Here is a 21,836-nt window from a genome sequence, read left to right as displayed (position 1 = left end):
CTGCTGCTGAATATTCCATTTATTTGCTGTGCAATGATTTTTCGATACCCATTTCCAGGCCGCGCAGCTCTGCCAGGCCGCGCAGGCGCCCAATAGCAGAGTAGCCGGGGTTCGTTACCTTGTGCAGGTCGTCGAGCATCTGGTGCCCGTGGTCGGGACGGAACGGGATTGGCTGCTTACGTTCTTTGTTGATGGCGACCAGTTCTTTCATCACGCCATACATGTCCACATCACCTGTCAGGTGATCGGACTCATAGAAGTTTCCGAGCTGGTCTTTTTTTACATTACGCAGGTGGGCGAAGTAAACGCGGTGGCCTACTGCTTTCAGAATTTCCACGGGGTTGTTGTGCGGACCTGCACCCAAAGATCCGGTGCAGAAACAAATGCCGTTAGGAGCACGGTCCACCCTATCCAGTATGTACAACAGGTCTTCTTTGTTGGAGGCAATGCGGGGTAAACCTAAGATAGGATAAGGTGGGTCGTCCGGATGAATCGTCATTTTGATACCGGTCTCTTCACAAACATCCATGATGGATTCCAGGAAATAAGCCAGGTTCTCACGCAAACCAGCATGGCCGATGTTCTTATAGATTCCGATGCTTTCGGTTAAGTGTTCCAGCGTAATAAATCCTTCCATCGGAACACCCATCCGGATGATCTCGCTTAGCTCGTCTAACTGCTGTTGAGAGAAAGAGGAGAATCGCTCTTTTGCCTGTTGCAGGACCTCTTCTGCGTAATCCTGCTCAGCGCCCGCTCTCTTCAAAATGAAAAGGTCGAATACTGCCAGATCAGCCCAGTCAAAATACAGCGCTTTGGCACCATTCCACAGCTCTAAGGCCAGGTTGGTGCGGGTCCAGTCGAGCACCGGCATAAAGTTATAGCACACGGTGCTGATGCCGCAGGCCGCCAGGTTGCGCAGTGTTTGGCGGTAATTGTCGAGGTACATTTCGCAGTCGGCGCTGCGGGTTTTGATAGCCTCGTGCACCGGCACGCTTTCTACCACCACCCACTCCAGGCCAGCGGCCTCAATCACGCGCTTGCGCTCCTGTATTTCCTCCAGGGGCCACACCGCGCCATGCGGCATATGGTGCAGGGCAGAAACAACACCTGTGGCACCCGCCTGTTTTACATCCTGTAGCGTAACGGGGTCATTGGGCCCGTACCATCTCCAACTTTGAATTAATGACATGCTTCGTTTGATGATTTTTATATGTTTGAAGACTTACAATTTAACTGAAGCCCGCGACTTTCTTTAAAATTATTTTCCTGTATGTTATTAGTTCAAACGCTTTACCATATCCCTGAACCAAAAAGCTAATTGTGTTACAGCTACTCTCAGCTTTTATTCTGGGCCAATGGGGGCTAAAGACCTACTACCACTGTTGTGATGGAGTTGGCAGGAATGCTGACAGCAGCGTCAGTTGCTATGTTTCCAAGGTCTTTGAAGAACTCTCCTTCCACACTCTGGTATGCTTTTACACTTTTCACTGTCTTGTTCTCTACTTCCACCTGGTAATTTAAAGCTCTTGTTTCAGGGTTAATGATGACCAGGGTCAGCTGGTTCTGGTCGGGGTGCATGTAACCTGTTATCTCCAGTGCCGGAGTGTTGGAAGTTACCTCTACCCGCTGATGGCCTTCATCTATGAACTTTGCGAAGTGCTTGATGACGTGATAAAAAGGGTTGATGGTATAGTTGCCGGAGTTATCCACGTAAATCATGGCCTGGTCTTTTGTGTTGGCGTCCCCCCATACTAGCTCCCAGTAAATGTAGCCTGAAGTGTTGGCGTGCTTCATTGTCTGGTGAATAAACCTGGCGGTCTTAAACCACGGCATGGTGGAGTACTCTGTCATGATGTTGGGCTCGTCGCCAAAACGGGTGCGAATCTCGTTCAGCAGAGAAGTGGTCTGGCCCACAACGGTACCGCTGTTGAAGTTGTAGGGGTGGTAAGCATAGATAGGGGCGTGTGCTTTGGCCTGTACTACCGGTGCAAAGCTCAGAAAAGCCTGGATGTTCTCTGCCTCCGGGCCTATCATAACCGGTACATCGGGGCGGTCTTTTATTTGGTTATACACGGCGTCAAAGGCCTCGCTGTAGCCAGCCAGTGAGGATGTTTCCGTAGGGCTCCATGCGGCGGTTGTCCAGCCCGGGTTCGTATACCCTGGTTCGTTCTGGATGCTGATGTAATCAGGGGTAAAAGCAATGTTATCTAAAATGTCTGACCAATAGGTGGCGAACTCATCATACATGTAGCCGTCTGCATCTTTCTTCAATGTGCCTTCTCTTAAATGGTTGTTACTCTTTAAGGCAGGTGGCGGTCCCCACGAACTGAGCAGCACTTTGATGTCAGGGTTATACTGTTTGGCTTTCTGATAAAAAGTGTTGGTAGCGTTGAACATGGTTTTGTCACCGGTTGTGAGCATCGTTTCCGGTGATTTGTTCTCCGGGTAGTTGAGTGGATAATACCAGTTTTTAAGGCGAAGGATGTCCATTCCCAGATCCTCGAACATCAGCTGGTAAATTTCATCTCTTTTGCTGCTGGTCACAACCCTGTCGCTGTACCACGTTAGTGCTCCCCCAAACCCAACCATCTCCTGATAAGTTGTGGCAGGTTTAACAGTAATTTTATTAGCGGGTTTAACTACCGGAGTAGGAGTGTCCGGCGAGTCCTCGCTGCCACAGGCAAACATAAAGGCGGTGCTGAGCAGCATGAGGGACAGGACTCCTTTTTTTAAATTAGCTGTTCTGTTGTACATATAGGTTTCAAAGTACATGCCGAAAGCACAGGACTTTGGCGCAGTTGACGGGCGTTGAAGGCATTTGTTTTACCTTAGTTGATGAGGCCATGCCTCTTTAGGAACTCTGTACTTTCATCCTGCTTGCTGTGTAGCTTTTGCTCTAAGGTCAGCCAGTCCACGGTAGCATATAGGTTACAGAAAATGCAGGTGTTACCTGAACCCAGGGAAAAATAAAAGATTGGATGCTCAACAAGAGCACCCAATCTTTCTGATTATGGTTCACCGGAATTAATTATACCCAGGATTCTGATATAGGTCTGTGTTGCCTTCCATAGCGTCTATCTGGCCTTGCGGAATTGGGCGTAGGTAGTGATATGGTTGAATGTTACGTGTTACCGTTTGAGGTGTATGGTCACCGTAGGTGTTTCCGGCAATTTCGTACGTGGAAGCAAGATCTTCCCATCTTTGCGTACGAGTCAGATCGAACCAGCGGTAACCTTCGCCATAGTATTCACGCGAACGCTCTGCCAGAATATAGTCTATGTCTATGACTTCTGGCGTGGCAGCGACTAGTTCTGCGCTACGGTCTTCCACCCTGGCCTGGTTTCCGTTGTTGTCCCAGCGCCAGTTGCCAGCGCGTGCACGGATAACATTAATCAACTCTCTGGCAGTGTAACCAGACTGCGTGTTGGCGCCCTTCACGGCTGCTTCGGCCGCTATAAAGTAAAGTTCTGAGAATTTTGCAATGTTGAAAGGACGGGTACTGGCAGCGTTTGGCTGTCCTAAACCGCTGCCATTGTCGGTGCGGTGGGGGCCGAGTTTCCAAAGCCCTGGATACACGATTCTGCTAATATCGCGTGGACCTATTACAAAATCAGATCTTCCGGGTAATTCTCCAGCACCGACATTGCTTTTACCTGCTCCACTAGGGTAGTTGATTGGTGTCGCTGGTTGTTCATCCAGGAAAGTCAGGATGGCTCCACCTGGTTCAACCGGCAAACCGTTTGCGTTATACACTACCGGTGCATTGATGCCTGCTTTAGGCCAGTTGCCACGGTAAACGGTTGTAAAGGTGCCGTCGTAGCGGGAGTCATTTGTCTTGTCGGCAAAGGTGTTTGTAATGGCACCGATTGTAGGGGCCATACGGGTCCAGGGGCGACCCAGTGCCTGCACTGCTTCACGCTGCACAGAACTTATGGGATTAGACCAGTTTGGATCAAGAGCGCTTCTGATGTTGGTGTAGTTCCACGTCATCATCCAGCCGGCAAAGTTTTCAGGGGCACTGCCATTACTCCATGTAAGGCTGGATGCGTTGTAGAACTCGCTTGTTTCGGTGCGGTCAGCATACAGTAGAATTTCACTGTTGCGGTCGTTTGTCGCCACGTTCACATCATAGAACGTTTCCTGTAAACGGAAAGGCCCCGGATTCTGAATGGCGTTTATGGCCACATCGTACGCCTGCTGGTAATACCACTGGGCATTATGTCCGTCGGGGTCAGTTCGGGGAGCCTCCGGATAAGTAGGAATGTTGTCCGGGTTTTCAAGCCACCATCCGTAGGTCAGGTATGCTTTTGCCAGATACAGACGTGCAAGCGTTTTGGTTGCACCTCCGGTAACACGAGGGTTTACCGGCAGATCTTCTACCGCTCTCACCAAATCCGGGAATATGGCTCTGGTGTAGACTTCCGGCACTGTGTTGCGCACAGAGGTTCTTGAAGGACTGGTGTTAAACCTTAGTTCCCCTGCGCCTAAATCCAAAGGCACCCCGCCAAAGGTTCGCACCAACTGAAAGTAATCGAACGCGCGAAAGAACCTGGCTTCGGCAACAAGCGCATCTGATATCGTTCCTACTGCGGCCGCATTTTCAATAACACCATTGGCGGTGTTGATGTTAGAGAACGCGGCTCCCCACAGAACATCGGCACGACTGTCCTGAGGAGTGATTTCACCCCGGCCTGATAGGTCCATCACCAGAAAGTTCTGGTCTGCACTCTGCCCGTATGTTACTTCATCGGTACCGGTTTGGGTGGTGTTATAGTAGTAGGCCTGTCCGTAGATATAGCGCAAGTGGGCATACATGGATGTTATTCCACCCTGAACACCTCGTTCGGTTTGGAAGAACTCGGGTGTATAAGTGGCGCGTGGCTGTTCGTCCAGAATCTCCTCGCAGGATGCCAGGGAAAGCGCCACCATTAACGCTGTTCCTATAAAAGCTTTATTTTTTATAAATTTCATCTTTATCTTATTTAAAATGTCACATTAAGACCAACCAGGTAGTTGCGCGTGGAAGGTGTGTTAGTGCCAATCGTCAGCAGACGGTTCGGGACGCCACCACCTGACGCCACGTTTTCGTTGGCGTATGAGTTGGTTTCAGGGTCCATGCCTGAGGCTCTGTTGTAGGGCGAGAACAGCACAAATGGGTTCTGTGCTGTAGCGTAAAGCCGCAGATTGTTGATGCCGACTGCTTCCAGCCAATTGCTGTTTGTGAAGTTATAACCCAGTGTGATGGTGCGCATCTTCAGGTACCCTGCATCGAAGTAACCGAGGGTGCTGCCATATTTAGGATTATCGCCACTTCTGATGCCTGCCGGATTCGGATACCTGGCGTCGGTGTTCTCTGGTGTCCAGTAGTCCACACGCACGTTGTTCCTGCGTGCGTTCATTAAATTGAGGTAACCTGCCGAACCGTAGAGCGTGCTGTTGAGAATTCCGCCGCGCTGAAAGGCTGCCACAGCAGTCAGGTCAAATCCCTTAAACCCTACGCGGGTATTGAAGCCCCCCTGGAAGTCAGGATTCGCGTTCATGATTTGCCGGTCATCAGGCCCAATTTGCCTTGTTGGCGTACCATCGGCGTTGTAGTCGCCGGTATACCTTACTTTGATCATACCCACATTGCCACCTGGCTCCAGGATGTCCCGGTACGGATCTCCCTCTTGCCAAAGGCCAATTCTCTCGTAGTCGTAGATGACGTTGACAGGGTGGCCTACAAACAACCAGTTGGTTCTGTCTTCCTCTGCTCCCGAAGCAAGCGATGTAATTTGGTTACGGTTGCCGTATATGTTGAGACCGGCTTCCCAAGTCCAGCCGTTGAGGTTGTCCAGTATCAGACCGTTGAGCGAGAACTCCAGGCCTTTGTTTTGTATGGACCCTATGTTTGCCGTATAGCTGCTCACACCTGATGTGGCAGGCAGGCCAAGGCTCAGCAGAATATCTTCAGTATTTGTTACATAGTACTCTACTGTACCAGACAGGCGGTTGTTCAGGATAGCGAAATCCAATCCATAGTTCCATGTCTTTGAATACTCCCATCCCAATGCAGGGTTAGGCAGTTCTGTTACGTAGTACCCGGTCTCATAAACATCGGGGCCAAAGTTGTAAGGCCTGGTGCTTAAACGCCCAAGAGTAGAGTAGGGCGGAATACCCTGGTTGGAGGTTTGTCCGTAGCCCGCACGCAGTTTCAGCATGTTTACAAGGCTAACATCCTGCATAAACGATTCTCTGGCGATGTTCCAACCGGCAGACACGGCAGGATAGGTGTTCCATTGATGTCCCGGGGCCAGCCTGGAGGAGCCATCAGAGCGTACGGTAACGCTCAGCATGTAGCGGTCGTCATAAGAGTACATGGCGCGTCCCATCCACGACAACAGTCCGAATTTACTATACCATTGGTCATTCGGGTTCACTGTGATTTCTCCGGCAGCCTGTCCCAGGTTGTAGAACTGGAAGGCGTCGGAGGGAATATCCCTTGCCGCCATGCGTGAGCGATTCATGTTATTTTGTGAGGCAGAGTACAAGCCCACTACATTCACATTGTGCTTTCCTGCAAAGGTGCGGTCATATGTCAGCAGGTTTTCAAGAGTCCAGTCGGTTGTAACCTGGTTGCTGACAGAAGCAGTTGAAGGGGTGGTTGGCAGGACGTTGTTTATTCCCGCTGCAGTGTAGGCGCCTCCATGACTTTGGCGGTAATTCAGGCCAAGGTTGGCACGGTACTTCAAGCCCTCCACTCCCGGGATCTGCACTTCGCCATAGAGGGTGTTGTATGTGGCAAAAGCCCTGGTTTGGCTTAGCCACAGATCGTCCAGGCCACCATCCTCTAACATGTCTCTTGTGTACACCCACGTTTCATCTAGCGGCATACGGATGGTTCTTTTCAATGTGCCATCTGCATTGTAAGGATTGGCAAGAGGCGATAAGCTTAAGATATTGTACAGGCCCACGTTGTTGCCTTCTGTCATGCTGTAGTTATTGTATGTCGTGAAGCCGACACGGAAACGCTTCCCTATTTCCTGATCAACACCGCCGCGCATGGAGTAACGGGTGTACTGCTGCGTAGGAATCACGCCTTGATCCTGAAAGTAGCCTACACTAAAGTTGTAGCGGCCTTGCTCTGTGCCACCCGTAACGCCTACGTCGTGGCTCGTTGTGATACCAGTTCTATATAAGAGGTCTTGCCAATCCGTGTCTACATCCTCCGCCTCATCTGGCCCTAATTGTCCTGCAAACTGTCCTGGTCCGGCTGCCTGACGCAGCGCTAAAAGCTCCGGGCCGCTCATCATGTCGTATTTGGCAAAAACGTTTTTCACGCCATGGAAACCATTGTAGCTTACCTGTGGCTTTTGCCCTGCTTTTCCTGTTTTGGTAGTAACTAATATAACGCCGTTGGCGCCGCGCGAACCGTAGATGGCGGTTGCCGAGGCATCCTTCAGGATATCAATACTCTTGATGTCGTTCGGGTTTATGTCAGAGATAGCTCCGGGAAAGGGGATACCATCCAGCACCACCAGCGGGTCGTTTCCGCCAGAGATGGAACGCGTACCGCGAATCCGGATTTGCATGGAGGCACCCGGCTGAGAGGATGATTGCGCAAACTCCACACCTGGCAAACGGCCTTGCAAAGCCTGCGTGATGTTACCCGATGGCACCTGGGTAATCTCTTCAGCACTGATGGAGGCCACTGAGCCTGTAACGGCTTCCTGCCTTTGAACACCGTAACCCACTACTACCACCTCTTCCAGTGCCTTGGCATCTGTGCCGAGGCTCACATTAATGGTAGAGCGGTTGTTGATAGGCACCTCCTGGTTCTGATACCCGATGAAGGAGAAAACAAGCGTACCAGTGCCGTCAGGTACATTAATCGTGTAACTGCCATCTGCACCTGTGGGTGCGGCCGTTGTGGTTCCTTTCAGGAGTACAGTTACTCCTGGTAGGCCGGTTCGGGTCTCTGCGTCTGTTACCCGGCCAGTCACAGTTAAAGACTGTGCCATTGCCTGCACACTCACCAGCAAGTAAGCGAAAAGCATGGTGGCAACTCTAATGACTCTAGGCAAGCGTATCGGCGAAGTCGCTGATCGGGAGCCTTGTGTAAAATCACCTTTCATAATTAATTTTTTTGTGTTGGAAAGTATTGCTGTTATTCATTGTGTTTCCTGAGGCGTAAACTCTCTTGCCTTAAGCAGAACTGAATGATTGGCTATCGTTGTAGCCCTATCTGCTTTCTTTGTGAGGCTGGAAAGGCAGCACCGGCTGTTTTAGTTTAGTTTTTTCATCTGGGGTTTTTATCAAGCTGTATTCATGGATAAGGTTAAACATGCTGGAGTTTTAATTATTTCCCTGATATCGGTTTCAATAGTTTTAGCTGTACTTTTTGGCTTAACTCAGTATTTTCTTTGAACTGCACGCTACTATTCTTTGTACCAGTTAATCGTTTTTTGTGATAGAAGAAAGTAGCTGTTGTAGGAGTAGTTTGCGTAATACCATTGATATTCAGTTCTTTATTATGGTTGATTTTTGTTTAATATTTGCACTGAACTCACACTTTTTTAACGCTGTAAATGAGTAACTGCTCACTACTACTCTGTAAACTTGATAAATTATTTTGGAAGTTGCAACCGATTTCATAAATAGTTTTCAAACTGTTCTTGCAGTACGGTTTGGTTAATGTCAAGAGTGTCAGCACCGACTCGTCTCTTGTTGAGAGAGTTATTTTCCAATTTTTTCACTTTATATGATAGTTGCTGTAGTTATTCATGTTCTGCATGTACAGCCTAAGGAAATGCTTGCATGAGCATGCGAAAGGCTATAAGGCTTGGGAAAAAAACTTGTGTGGCATCAGAGACAGCAGGAAGAAAAGTGCAACCGATTTCAAAGTTACTGACCCAGTAGTAAGCTGCTGATGAAATGACACCATGCTTTTAGGCACCGATAGGATGGGGCTTAAAGTGCTGGATGTAAGAAAAGGATATAAAGTAATCCTGATGTTGTTTTGGAGTACCAGGCGGTAGTGGCGCAATACAGCCCGAAGTATTGTGCTGGAAGATCTGGTTATAGGTGTGATGGCTGCTTATCTGGAAAAGAGCAGGTTTTAAGTGGAGGGAGGCGCTTTTGTCGCTGTAGTGTGTTTGCAACTACACCAAATGTGTATTGATGTGAGTCTTCTTACTGACTGGCAGATGTATACATAGTAAGCCAGCCATAAAAAAAGCACCGCCTGCTCGTACGAGCAGGCGGTGCTTCAAAGTAACCTGTGAACCTGGTTTTTATCTAGTAGCCATCGTTCTGGCCAAAGCCATTGGCACTGCGGTCAATCTGTGTTTGAGGGATTGGCCTTAAGACGTGGTAGGGCTGGATATTAGGTGCGGCAGCCACATTATGTGCCTTCACCCTTTCAATCAGAATTCCCCATCGCTTCAGATCCAGCCAGCGCATCTGCTCGCCAATGAGTTCTCTTTCCCGCTCCTCAATGATGAACTCCATGTCTAGCTGATCGGCTGTGATTTCCATCTCGGCTTCTTTTCCAGGCCATGCTGCTCTGCGCCGAACGGTGTTGATGTTTTCGACCGCTTCAGTAACCTGGCCGGTTTTGAGCTGCGCCTCGGCCAGCATCAGGTAGGTGTCTGCCAAACGGAATGCGATGTAGTCCCGCCCCCCTTGTTCCTGGGTTCTGTCCACGCGACCACCATCCAGGTGTTTTGTGAGGGTCGGGAACAGGCGCTCGTCGTATCGGCTGGGCACCAGTACCTGGTACGGGCGCTTCGCCATTTCCGCAGCTGACATCTCATACCCTGGCAGGTAAATGGTTGTGTCACCCTGGGCAAAAGTCACTGTTGGCTTTGTCGTATCGAAGGTTGTGTTGTACGTTCCTGGCTTGTTGCTGAGATAAGTATCTTTGAAAGTTTTCTTATAACGGCTGTCAATGTCCCGGTCTGTGAAAACCTCATTGAGCGTGTAAGCAGTAGGCATGTAGCGCTTCCATGGGCGGCCGTTTTCGGTGTCCCGCTGCATTCCGGGCTGCACGTCATACTCCATCAGGAAGTACAGGTGCGAGTTGTTTCCTCCTCCGTTTGTCAGTGGGTCGCGGGTGTACTGCACAGACCAGATGACCTCGTCGTTCATCTCGTTTCCCTGGCGGTGTACCGCTGCAAAATCAGGAAGAAGCTTGAGGTCATAATTGTTGATAACGTTCTGGAACAACGGAATTGCCTTGGCATAATCATCGGCAGCCGCGGCCTCCGAAGTGGCCTTGGTCAGATATACTTTTCCCAGCAAATGCTCAGCGGCAGGGCGTGTGGCACGGCCGTACTGAGAGGATTTTGCTTTTGCCTCTAGGTCAGGAATGGCCTCCGTCAAATCTCTGATGATAGCCTCGTATTGTGCTGCCACCGTAGATCTGGTAACTTCTTTTGTGGGCAATATTGTTTCAGTCAGGCGTAGATCCACACCGCCGAACATCTGTGTGAGGATAAAGTAGTGATGGGCCCGAATGAACTTTGCTTCGGCTATCCGCTGCTTTTTTACGTCTTCCGCCATGGCTGTCACACCAGGTGCACGCTCTATAATGGCGTTTGTGGTGTTAATGCCCCGGTAGAACTCATCCCAAAGCTCCCTCACGTGCCCGTTCTGTGTATCGAACTGGGTGGTGTAGGTGTTCATGAACTTCCAGCCTCCGTCTGCTCCGTTGGTGTAGGTGTCGGTGCCGAAAATAGTGAAGTTATTGCCTCGCTCCGTACCATACCAGGTGCGCATGGAGGAGTAGGCGGCGTTCACTGCATCGTTCAGGCCCTTGGTCGTGTTCATGTAATTATTGCCTATCCGGGAAACCACTTCTTCGTCAAGGGTATCTTCGCAGGCAGGTGCGCCCATAAGAAGAATGCCCAATAGCCCGATTCTGGCCAAACCCAAAGTTTTGTTTTTATTTATCTGTAGATTCATGGTTAAGCTGATTTAGTCTTCTTTAAAATCTTGCATTGATACCAAAGGTCACTACTTTGGTGGCAGGGGTAACGTTAGAGTTGATCTCACCGCCACCTACACCCTGGTCGCCATCCACATAGGTCTCCGGATCGATACCCTGGTATTTAGACCGGTAGGAAGCGAAGATAAATGGCTGCTGAACGCTGGTGTACACCCGCAGGCTCTCCATCTTCAGTTTAGAGGCAAAAGAAGCCGGTACATTATAGCCGAAGTTGATGTTGCGCACTTTCAGGAAAGAGCCGTCGAAATACGTCAGGGAGCTGGCGTATTTTGGAAATTCCTGGGTAACAACCGGCTGCGGGAAGTTGTTCGTAGGGTTGTTTGGCGTCCAGTAATCTACTGCCAGGTTGTTGTAGCGGCCTGCCAGCAGGTTTACATCGTCGTGGAAGCGGCTTCGGATCATCTGACCGTAGCGGCCAAACACGAAGAAGGAAAGGTCAAAGTTTTTGTATGAGAAACGGTTGGTGATACCGCCGGCAAAATCCGGAACGGCCGAGCCAAGTATCTGGCGGTCATCTGCATTGATCTTGCCGTCGTTGTTTATGTCTTCTACCCTAACCTGGCCTACTTTATCCTGATATATCAAGGCCTGGTCAGCCTGATCAGCCTGCCATATTCCTATCTTCTTGTAGTCGTAGAACACAGACAGCGGCTGGCCGATGAAGCGCCCTGAAGCTACGTCATCCACTTTGCCGTTCGCCAGTTCGATAATGGCTTCGCGGTTTCGGTTGAAGACAAAGTCAGAGGACCAGGTAAAATCACCTTTATCAACGTTCACCGTTGTCAGTGTCATCTCAATTCCCTTATTGCGTGTATGGCCGATGTTGGTAAAATATCCGCCAAAGCCAATGGAAGTAGGCAGCGGCTGAGGAGCCAGCAGGTCGGTGGTGTTGGTCACGTAGTATTCAAAGCTGCCGGACATTCTGCCTCTGAATAAGCTGAAGTCCAGACCGGCGTTGGCTGTTTTGGATGTTTCCCATCTCAGGTCAGGGTTTCCGATAGTGTTAGGGCGGTAGCCGTAGGCTGGGGTATTGTCCCAGGCATAAGAGGTGCGGCCTAACAGCGCCTGCGTCTGGTAAGGGTCAATGGCAGTGTTTCCGATAGCACCATAGCTTACGCGTAACTTAGCATTATCTAGCCAGCTTACCCCGGACATGAATGGTTCCTCGGTAATGTTCCAGCCTAACGCAACAGAAGGGAAGTAGCCGAACTTGGTGTTCTCACCGAAGCGCGAAGAGCCGTCTGCCCGCAAGGTTCCGGTGATCAGGTACCTGTTTTTAAAGTCGTAGTTTACGCGGCCCATGAACGACAACAGCGTCCAGGTGCGGAGGTCGGTGTTGGCCCCTGTTATCTGGCTGGCATCACCTAAGCGGAAATACTGCTGTGATTCAGCCGGTATGCCCAATACATTGACAGAAGAGTTTTCATAACGGTCTCTCTGGATAGACTGAAGACCTGTAAAGCTAAAATTGTGGGCTTCACTAAACTGCTTGTTATAGGTCAGGATGTTCTCAAGAGTATAGTTGAGAACAAATTCTTCAAATACACTTCCGGTTGGCGCTCCCCCACGGCGTGCGTTGGTTTGCGAACCCGTAAACCGGCCGCTTCTCCTTACCGTTATGTCCGGTCCAAAGTTCATTCTGTATTTCAGACCGTCCGCAATGTCCCACTCGCCATAGATGCTGTTAAAGATGCGGTAGCGCTTGGTTTCATCAACCTGGGCACCGTCTACAATTTCGGCCAGCGGGTTGGTACGTAAACCATCGTTTGTTGGTAAGAAGTTAATCGTGCCATCGTCGTTGTAAGGCTTGCCCAGCGGGTTTTCCGCGAACGCTCCTCCCAGTGGGTTAAAGTTTTCACCGTTTCGGACGCTGTATACAAAGAGAGAGGAGGTACCAACTCTTAACTTCTCATTAATTTTGTGATCCAGGTTTACACGGAAAGTATAGCGGGAAAAGTCCTGCTTCTTAACAACCCCTATATCTTCAAAGAAGTTACCGGAGATGTTGAAGGTTGTTTTTTCGGAACCTCCCGATACGCCTAGCTGGTGGCTCTGGATCATACCGGTACGCAGCATAGCGTCGACATAGTCGGTGCTGCGGCCTGTCCGGATGCTTTCCAGTTCTACAGGTTCAAATATCTTCTCATCAGCCTCGGGGGTGGCAGGGCCCAGCGGGTACTGACCAATCGCTCTCCTGGATTCCCGCTTATATTCTGCAAAGCCGGGGCCATCCAACACTTCAATTCTTCCCAGGCTGCTGTTTATGCCCACAAAGGCATCATAAGTTACAGAGGTTTTGCCTGCTACACCTCTTTTAGTGGTGATGATTACAACGCCGTTGGAACCTCTGGAGCCATAAATGGCGGTGGCGGAAGCGTCTTTGAGTACTTCCATAGAGGAAATATCCTGCGGGTTGATGTCATCGATTCCGCCGGAAAGCGGAATGCCGTCTACTACATATAGCGGGTCGTTGGATGCGTTGAAAGAACGGCGGCCACGGATACGTATCTGCGGTCCGGCACCAGGCTTGCTGCCTGCCTGCACCACGTCTACCCCTGCTGCACGACCCTGTATGGCCTGTCGGGCGTTCGTAATGGGCATTTCGCTTATTTCTCTGGACGATACGGAAGAGATTGCCCCTGTTACCTGGCTTTTCTTCTGCGTTCCATAGCCCACTACCTGCACTTCCTGCAGCGCCTTGGCGTCTTCGCTCAAGGCTACGTTAATGGTGCCCGGTCCTTTAAAAGGCATTTCCTTAGGGGTTGTGCCGATAAAGGAGAACACCAGCGTGCCGGGGGATTCAGGTACCGAGATGGAGAAGCTTCCATCAATGTCTGTAGATGTGCCTACCGTTGTTCCTTTGAGTACAACCGCAACGCCAGGGAGCGGGTCTCCTTTAAGCGTTACCTTGCCTGTTATCTGCCATGCAAAAGGAGTTGCTTCTGTGGCAAAAGCCTCCGGCGAAATCATGCTTCCCGTCACGATGCCGATTAGCAAGAGGCAGAGCCTAACTCGCCATAAATGTAAAGTGTTTTTCATGCACGGTTTGTTTAAGGTGGAAGTTTAAAAAGTATAAGAGGTGTATATAAGCGATGAAGTAGCGCAGCCGGATAAAGCCGCCTAAAAAAAAACAAGCTGCTGAATTAGAGTTTGTTGGGGTAGGATTAGACAAAGCCATGGAATCGATTGCAGACAAAGCAAACAAGCTCTTTTCCTCTGCACAAAAGACGTACTCTAGATTGACAGATTCCTTTGATGTGAATGCGGCCAGAAGCCAATATTTAACCCTAATGATGAAAGACATACAGCAAATGAGTTTATGGGTAAGATATCTTTAACTAATCCGGGTGTTGCTTCGCCCCATTTGGTTCTAAAGCTTTGGGTTTTCTGTTTTCATGATTCCTTTGTACTCATCCGGCAACCCAAAACACGGTAATGGCTAAAGTGAGTACAGGATGCCCTGCTATTATTTATATAAAGTGTATCCTTGGAATCGATTGTTTAGAGTTGAAAAATTAACCGGTATTTTGTCTGTAAAATATGGGTTAATAAAGGATTCGCCTGTTCATGGGCTTATTAGTGATTAATCAATCATTGTTTACTGTGTTGAAATATAGGTATTTATTTTAATTCTCCAAAAGTTTTTTTTACTTCTTAAGTAAATAGGAGTGATACAAGGAGTCAATACGCGGTACTACTTGTTCTTTTAAATGTCCAATGTTGTGACACAGATATATTCCTATTATGTATAGTCTGATGTGTGATTCCTGATAAACTGGTGTGTGTAGGGGCGGTGTAGGCTGAAAACACACAACCCGAAGCTGCAGCACTTTTGCAAGAAGTGCTGCAGCTTCGGGTTGTGTGATAAAATGATTGTTATGGATGTTCGTTCATCGGCCGTTAATCTTCTTCAGCAACAATGACAGTATAACCGGGTGGCGGTTTATGCCTTGAGGGTCATTTTCTGGGCCTGCTGCTGCGCTTTTAGTGCCAGTTCTGTAGCCAGGAAGCAATGCTCCTGTGTCATGGCGGTCTCCGTGCGGTTCAGGATGTCATTCACAAGCTGCTCACCGTAAGGCAGGTGTACCTGGCTGCAATCGATATACCGTGTCTCTTTCTGGTCTGTCAGGAAAAGATGGTTTCCGCCGTCCCGCCCGGCAATGTCTATGTTCTTGCGAATTTCGATGAAGCCGTCTGTGCCCAGTATGGTCAAACGTCCGTCGCCCCAGGATTTCAGCCCGTCGGGTGTAAACCAGTCTACCCGGATATAGCCTGTACCTCCGTCGCCGCGCACCATCACATCGCCAAAATCTTCAAAGGCAGGATACTGTGGGTGATGTACATTGCCTACCTGCGAAGCCACTATATCGGCTTTGGTCGTGCCTGTAAAGTACAGGTACTGGTCGAACTGGTGCGAACCAATGTCAGTGATGATGCCGCCGAAATGCTTGCGGTCAAAGAACCAGCCAGGGCGTGACTTCGCGTTCATGCGGTGGGGCCCCAGTCCAATTGTCTGGACTACCTTGCCAATAGCCCCGGCTTTCACCAGTTCCCCGGCCTTCACGGTAGCACGGTTCTCGAAGCGCTCGCTGTACATAATGGAATAAATGCGCTTTGTTTCCTTCTGCACGCGCTTTACTTCCGCCAGCTGCTCCAGCGAGGTGATGCCGGGCTTGTCTGACATGTAATCTTTGCCATGGCGCATGACCCGGATACCAAGGGGCGCACGCTCAGCAGGAATAATGGAGCTGAGAACAAGGTGAATGGAGTTGTCTTCCAGGATTTCCTTTTCGCTGCGGGCAAGTTTTGCCTCCGGGAAACGCTTGGCGAATGGTTCCAGTAGCTCCGGTTCTTTTGCATAGTAGGAAACAAACTCACCGCCGCCTCTTTTCACAGCCTCTACCTGGCCATAAATATGGCCATGGTTGATGCCTATGACAGAAAAACGAATGCGCGGGGCAACTGCATTTCCTCTGTTGTGCTCCTGCCCACTCCCCAGCGGCTTAGAGGCAAAGTTTTTCGGGGAGGCCATCGCTTCCTGGGGCAAGGCTGAAAACATGGCAAGGCCAGCAGCTGTTGTAACAGTGTCTCTTATAAACCTGCGCCGATCGAATTGAGAGTTTTTCATGTGTATGATGCTGTCTGGTGGTTGAAATATGGGGAAATCTTTTACATTATTCTGTTTAAGCTGTGCCCTTAAAATAGCGCGAGCGTCATTGCCTGCGTCTACCTTTAATAAGCCACTGCCCCTTTGTTCAAGGTTTCAGTACGCACCCTGCGTCACGAAACCGGAGAACCAAGCCAGGAGTAGTAGAATGAGCCTATCGTGTTTTATTGGCGGTAGCTATCTTCTTGAAGTAGTGGTGCTTTTCTGCTTGGCAACTTCCAGTGCCTTGGTTGTGGTGTAATACTTGGCTATCATGTTCGGTATTTCCCAATCAGGCATACTGCCAGCAGCCACATACTCCAGAAACTTATCTGCTACCTGTGCGAAGTGTGCCTCATGGCCGTCATGATATTTTTGCGGAGCGGTTACAATCCAGGTATCTCCGGTTCTGTTGACCTCTACTCCAGGGTACTTTCGCTGTATGGTCGCCAGGTTCTCTTTCAGCGTTTTTTCGAAAGCATTCAGGTCAGTGCCGCTGGCAGGTTCAATGGTAAGTTGTGGCTTATAGCCTTGTTCCTGCCCCTGGCGAATCACCAGGTTGGATTTTGTGCCTTTCATCATGGAAAAATGCGTGTCGCCGGCTCCTTCGGGTGTCTTGTAGTTCCAGATAACCGATACTTTAGCGTGGACGCCTTTCACCTGGTAATTGATTTCGCCGTTCGAATACACCGCTAACTGATTGTCCTTTCCTACATCCTTTTTAAGGTAAGCAGGGTAGTCAGCCATTCCGGTTACTTGTTTAAATTGTTCCGGGGCTAGGTTCGTCTTCCAGCGGCGGGCATTCGTAATCCGGACATCCTGTTTATAATCAATCACCTGTTCCGGGAAGCATTCCCACTGCACCAGGTCTACGAGGTGCGTGGTGACATCTACAATGCCCTCGCCTTCCTGCGTTACATCGAAAAACCAGGCCGGGCGCTTCAGCGGCATTCCCGATACGTATTTAAAGAAGTGGTGCACGCTTTCCTTTGTGATAGCCGGATCGGCGGGGGTGCCTTTCTGCAGGGTGCCAAACACCTCTGGCAGCATAGAAAACTCCCGTTGCAGCATGGTCGTGATTTCGTAGCGCTCTGTCATGATGTCGTAGAGCAGCACGTCGTTTTTTGTGGCAGATTCAAAAGCCTCCTTCAGTAAGCCAAAACTTTCTGTGTCGATGGCCATTGGTTTATCGGCCAGCACATGCAAACCAGCGTCTACTGAAGCTTTGATATATTCTGTCTTTTTCTGATTGTTCCCTGCCAACACGACCACATTGCCGGGCTTTTCAGCCAGCATTTTCTGTAAATAATCCGCGCCGGTATATACCTCTTCCTGCCAGTTGGTAGGATTTTCCGGTCTACTGTTATAAGCCTCTACCTTCTTTAGGTGTTCCTGTACATCGTCGCCTGCAGGCGCAAAGACATGCACAACCAGGTCTACATTGTCATACATGCTCTTCTGCACCAGTGCCGCATGGAAATGGCCAGGGTCCAGGGTGATTAATCTTACTTTTTCTGAAGAAGTCACGGTTGCCTCTGTATTAGTAGCAACAGCTTGTGTGTTTGTTTCCTGTGTTTTGGCGGAGCAGGAGACCAGTAATGTTAAAGCTGCTGCCTTGCATGATAAAGCGGAGATTCTTTTTAGCATAGGTGACGAATAAAATTTAGACTGGTTTTATCTAAGTTTAAATTATGCTGCCCGTTACTTATGGAAGTGGCGTGTCTCTGGCAGCGGCATAAGATTTAGCGTAGTCAAGGTTTTTGCGCTGACTGGCTACATAATGCATTCCCTGAAAGATGTGCCTGATAAAGGTCGGGTCTTCATAAGATTGCTTGTCATGCCCCAGTGTGGTTATCCAAACTGTGCCGCCGTCAAAATGCTGGTACCAGGCGGCAGGGTAGTAGTCTGCAAATGGGGCAGAGGCGCTTTTTATTTTTTCTTCTTCCTTTCTGTCTAAAGAGCTTAAATCATGTGCCAGCAGTACCTTTATGCCCGGGTACAGCTCTTTTGCGAAATAGCATTCGTCGGCTCTTTCCCACACTGCCGGCAGGCTCTGAACAGTCGGGTGGTCTTTGTCCATTACTTTCACTTTGAAAGGCTGAAAGCTGGCATGCCACAAAAAGGAGCCGCCTACCATCATTTTAAACCACTTCCAGTTCCGCTCCGTGCCGGTAACAGAATGCAGGCCTACAAATCCGCCTCCCGCTTCTATATACCGCCGGAAAGCCACCCGTTGCTCATCTGTTTCAAAAACATCGTTGTTGGTGCTGGGGAACAGGAGGAAGGTATACTGCTTCAGGTTCTTGTCTGTGAAAGCGGCCGGGTTGTCTGTTACATCTACTGTAAAACCATTTTCCCGGCCGAGTTTCTGAATAGCCTTTACAGCATGGGGAATATTGTCATGCACATAGCCTTCCCCGTTTTTAGTATACACCAGCACGCGCACCTTACCCCAGTCAACTTTCCCGGCAGGTTGTGCGCTGGCATAGGTTGCCGGGGCTACAAACAGGAAACACAGGAAAAAGAAGTTATAAATTGGCTTCATAAGCTTATACTCAGATTGCCTTGTTCAAAGTTTTGAATGGTTATAGCAGGTTCTGCAACAGCTTTGCTTAGCTGATAGCCCATGGCGAACGCTGCGGTCGCGACAGCATGCTGTTTGCTTCGTCGTCGTTTCTGAAGCGCTCCTTGATAGGGTCCCAATATACGGTGCGTTTCAACTTCATGGCAATCTGGTGAATGAGGCAGGCAGAGCAGGAGCGGTGGCCAACCTCCACCGGGGCAATGGGAGGATTGCGGCTTTTGATTGACTCCAGCCAATTGCCATGGTGCTCTTTGCTGTCAATTAAATGAATCTCGTTCGGGCCAATAACAGACGTAATAATTTTGTTGTTGCTGGCTGTAAGCGCTTTCGTTCCTTTTTGTTTCACCGGGTCACTGGCCGTGGCGGCATAATCTCCACGGGTAACGAATATCCATCCCTCTGTGCCCTCAAACTTGATCCCGTTCTCGAACTCATTGTTGACAATCATTTTTACGCCATTCGCATACAGGGCTTCTGTCTGAAACTTGCCATGCACATCCCACAGCCCGGAAGTTGGGTATTCTGCCCATCCTTTAACTTCTATGGGTCCGGTATATTCTGTGTCCATGGCCCAGTGGGCGCTGTCGATGTGGTGGGAGCCCCAGCCCGTAATCATGCCGGCACCGAACTGCTCGCAACGCAACCAGCCAGGCCTGGCCTCGATGCTGTTCTGAGGGTGCACCCGGTTTTCGGTATAGTACACATAGGGCGTGGTGCCCAGCCACATGTCATAGTTCAGGTTGGCCGGTATGGGCATCGCTGGCTCTTCGTTTCCACCAGGGTCACCCGGAAGGCCAATGTAAACGGTTTTTAATTGTCCAATCCGTCCGTTCCGAACCAACTCTGCTGCGTAGCGGAACTGTGGTGAAGAGCGTTGCTGGCTTCCGATCTGCAGAATACGGCCGGTGCGGTGTACTGCGTTGCTCATGGCTCTGCCTTCGCTGATAGTAAGGGAGGCAGGTTTCTGCATGTAGATATCTTTTCCTGCCTCCGCTGCCAGAATAGCGATAGGGGCATGCCAATGGTCCGGCGTGCTGATGATGACAGCGTCAATGTCTTTGTTTTGTAAAAGCTCCCGGAAATCTGTGTAAACCTTAACACCATCGTAGGGTTTGCCATTTTTCTTGGTGTAGTAGTTGTTCACAAAGTTTTTCCCTGCCTCTGCCCGTTTGCTGTCTACGTCACACACCGCTGTTATTTTTGCAGTATCATATTGCATTACTCCGGGCATGTCGTGGCCAAGGGATATGCGGCCCGTGCCGATTGCGCCCACATTGATACGGTTGCTGGGTGCATTCTTGCCCAGTACAGATGCAGGCACAATAGTGGGAAAGCCATTGATGCCCAGGGAAGTAGTCAGGGCTCCTGTTGCGGTGGCTTTAATGAAATTTCTTCTGTTGATAGCGTTTTTGATGTTCGGCATTGCTCTCTTTCTTAAGGAGTTACACTTATGTTTTCGGGAAATATGCTAATGGTTCTAATGCACTGGTACCCTGGGCAGAAAAGAAGAAAAAGAGAGGTGCTTTCTTAAGAAGAAACACTTTTCTTGTAAAAGAGGATGGTCAGGGGCTTAAATGAAATAAAATTTCACAATTTGCCCCTGAGTGCATTCGCACGGGCTTACATAGTAAAGCTTCAGAACGTTGCCTGTCGCCACATTTACGGCTGCAGTATTTTTTTACTAGCTCAGCGGGTTTTGCCTAATTATCTGGAATAAAAGATGATATACTGGATTATCTTTAACGATATAGCAAAACGTTGACTACTGAGTAACTGCTCACTATTGTAAACATGAATATATTTTTTGGTAATTGCAACCGATTTCATAAATTTGTTTTGATAAGGTTGTGGAAAGCGGCAGAACATACTGCAGGAGGGAGTAAGGCTGGGTGAACAGAAGTTAACTAAACAGCATGTTTTCCTGAGGGTACAGCCTCTCTGTCTTATACAAGAAGAGTGCTTCTTAAAAGGGCAAAAGTTATATGTCTTAAAAGGTGTAACAGCAAAGCAAAGAGTAATAGAAAATATGGAATCGATTCCAGAACCTTGTGCTAACATCCATCTGAGAAATGAATAAAGAAATAACTATTTATGATATAGCCAAAGGAGTCGGTTTTTCACCTACCACGGTTAGCCGTGCACTGAACGACCATCCTGCCGTGAACAAGAAAACAAAGCAGCGGATATATGATATAGCCGCCCAGATGGGGTATCGTTCTAACCTGTTCGCCAGTAACCTTCGCCGGCAGCACACCAATACCATCGGGGTTATTGTGCCTATCCTGAATAGTAACTTCCAGTCGGCTGTAATGGCTGGTATGGAGAAAGTGGCAAATGAGGCTGGTTACAACCTGATTATAAGCCAGTCGCTGGGCACGATGGAGAAAGAAATAGCCAATGCCAAAACCATGTACAACAGCCGGGTAGATGGCCTGCTGGTTTCCCTGTCGCATGACTCAGAGAGCATTGAGCACTTTGAGCCTTTCTTTAAGAAGGGCATACCTGTTATTTTTTATGACCGTGTGGCGGAGCACAAACAAAGCACTAACATTGTGATAGACAATGTGCAGGCAGCTCACAAAGCTACTACACACCTGATAGACCAGGGCTGCAGGAACATTGTGCACATAACAGGTAGTTTGAAGATCAATGTATATGCCGACAGGCTAAAAGGCTTTAAGTATGCTTTGATAGATAATGACCTGCCGTACAAGGAGGCTTCCGTTATTGCAACAGACCTGACAGAGGAGGGAGGCATAAAGGCGGCAGAGCAAATCCTGAAGATGGACCCGCGTCCGGATGGCATTTTTGTGGCCAATGATTTCTGTGCCGTTAACTGCATGAAGGCCCTGAAGCAGGCAGGTGTTACCATACCGGACGACATGGCCGTTGTCGGGTTCAACAACGACCCCATCACCAGGGTTGTGGAGCCCAACCTGACCACCATTGATTACCCTGGCTATGAAATGGGCGAAGTTGCGGTCAGAAGCCTGATTAATTACCTGGACGCTTTGTCTGATATCAGCATCACTAACACAGTTACCTTACGGTCGGAGTTGATTGTAAGGGAGTCATCTTTAAAAAAGAGCAGGTAATGTTCTTTCCAACTGCTTTCCTGT

General features: G+C 49.3%; 11 protein-coding genes. 1 reads left to right on the top strand and 10 read right to left on the bottom strand.

Annotated features, from left to right (window positions below):
* Positions 1-19 precede the first annotated feature (19 nt).
* The 10 genes from uxuA to ACYVB1_RS19705 form a co-directional block, all read right to left on the bottom strand.
* Positions 20-1,189, bottom strand: coding sequence for a mannonate dehydratase (gene uxuA, locus ACYVB1_RS19750; RefSeq protein ID WP_460925537.1), 1,170 nt, complete (start codon positions 1,187-1,189; stop codon positions 20-22).
* Positions 1,190-1,362: 173 nt separating this feature from the next.
* The gene (locus ACYVB1_RS19745; protein WP_460925536.1) at positions 1,363-2,754 is read right to left on the bottom strand and encodes a glycoside hydrolase family 30 beta sandwich domain-containing protein; all 1,392 of its coding nucleotides are present in this window, start codon (positions 2,752-2,754) and stop codon (positions 1,363-1,365) included.
* Positions 2,755-3,024: 270 nt separating this feature from the next.
* Positions 3,025-4,971, bottom strand: coding sequence for a RagB/SusD family nutrient uptake outer membrane protein (locus ACYVB1_RS19740; RefSeq protein ID WP_460925535.1), 1,947 nt, complete (start codon positions 4,969-4,971; stop codon positions 3,025-3,027).
* An 11-nt stretch (positions 4,972-4,982) separates the two neighbouring features.
* Positions 4,983-8,114 (bottom strand): SusC/RagA family TonB-linked outer membrane protein, encoded by a 3,132-nt coding sequence (locus ACYVB1_RS19735; RefSeq protein ID WP_460925534.1) that lies wholly within the window; start codon positions 8,112-8,114, stop codon positions 4,983-4,985.
* Between the two features lie 1,162 nt (positions 8,115-9,276).
* Positions 9,277-10,944, bottom strand: coding sequence for a RagB/SusD family nutrient uptake outer membrane protein (locus ACYVB1_RS19730; protein ID WP_460925533.1), 1,668 nt, complete (start codon positions 10,942-10,944; stop codon positions 9,277-9,279).
* A 22-nt stretch (positions 10,945-10,966) separates the two neighbouring features.
* Positions 10,967-14,026 (bottom strand): SusC/RagA family TonB-linked outer membrane protein, encoded by a 3,060-nt coding sequence (locus tag ACYVB1_RS19725; protein WP_460925532.1) that lies wholly within the window; start codon positions 14,024-14,026, stop codon positions 10,967-10,969.
* 904 nt (positions 14,027-14,930) lie between these two features.
* Complete coding sequence (locus ACYVB1_RS19720) at positions 14,931-16,115, bottom strand: Gfo/Idh/MocA family protein (RefSeq protein WP_460925531.1); 1,185 nt, start codon at positions 16,113-16,115, stop codon at positions 14,931-14,933.
* A 216-nt stretch (positions 16,116-16,331) separates the two neighbouring features.
* Entirely contained in the window at positions 16,332-17,780 is a 1,449-nt protein-coding gene (locus ACYVB1_RS19715; RefSeq protein WP_460925530.1) for a putative oxidoreductase C-terminal domain-containing protein, read from the bottom strand.
* Between the two features lie 58 nt (positions 17,781-17,838).
* The gene (locus ACYVB1_RS19710; protein WP_460925529.1) at positions 17,839-18,678 is read right to left on the bottom strand and encodes a ThuA domain-containing protein; all 840 of its coding nucleotides are present in this window, start codon (positions 18,676-18,678) and stop codon (positions 17,839-17,841) included.
* Between the two features lie 67 nt (positions 18,679-18,745).
* Entirely contained in the window at positions 18,746-20,140 is a 1,395-nt protein-coding gene (locus tag ACYVB1_RS19705; RefSeq protein ID WP_460925528.1) for a Gfo/Idh/MocA family protein, read from the bottom strand.
* 646 nt (positions 20,141-20,786) lie between these two features.
* Here ACYVB1_RS19705 and ACYVB1_RS19700 point away from each other — a divergent pair.
* Entirely contained in the window at positions 20,787-21,812 is a 1,026-nt protein-coding gene (locus ACYVB1_RS19700; RefSeq protein ID WP_460925527.1) for a LacI family DNA-binding transcriptional regulator, read from the top strand.
* Positions 21,813-21,836 lie beyond the last annotated feature (24 nt).

This window comes from Pontibacter brevis, assembly GCF_054779655.1.
Note: the sequence above shows the minus strand (reverse complement) of the source record. Positions and strands in the feature narration are given on the sequence as shown.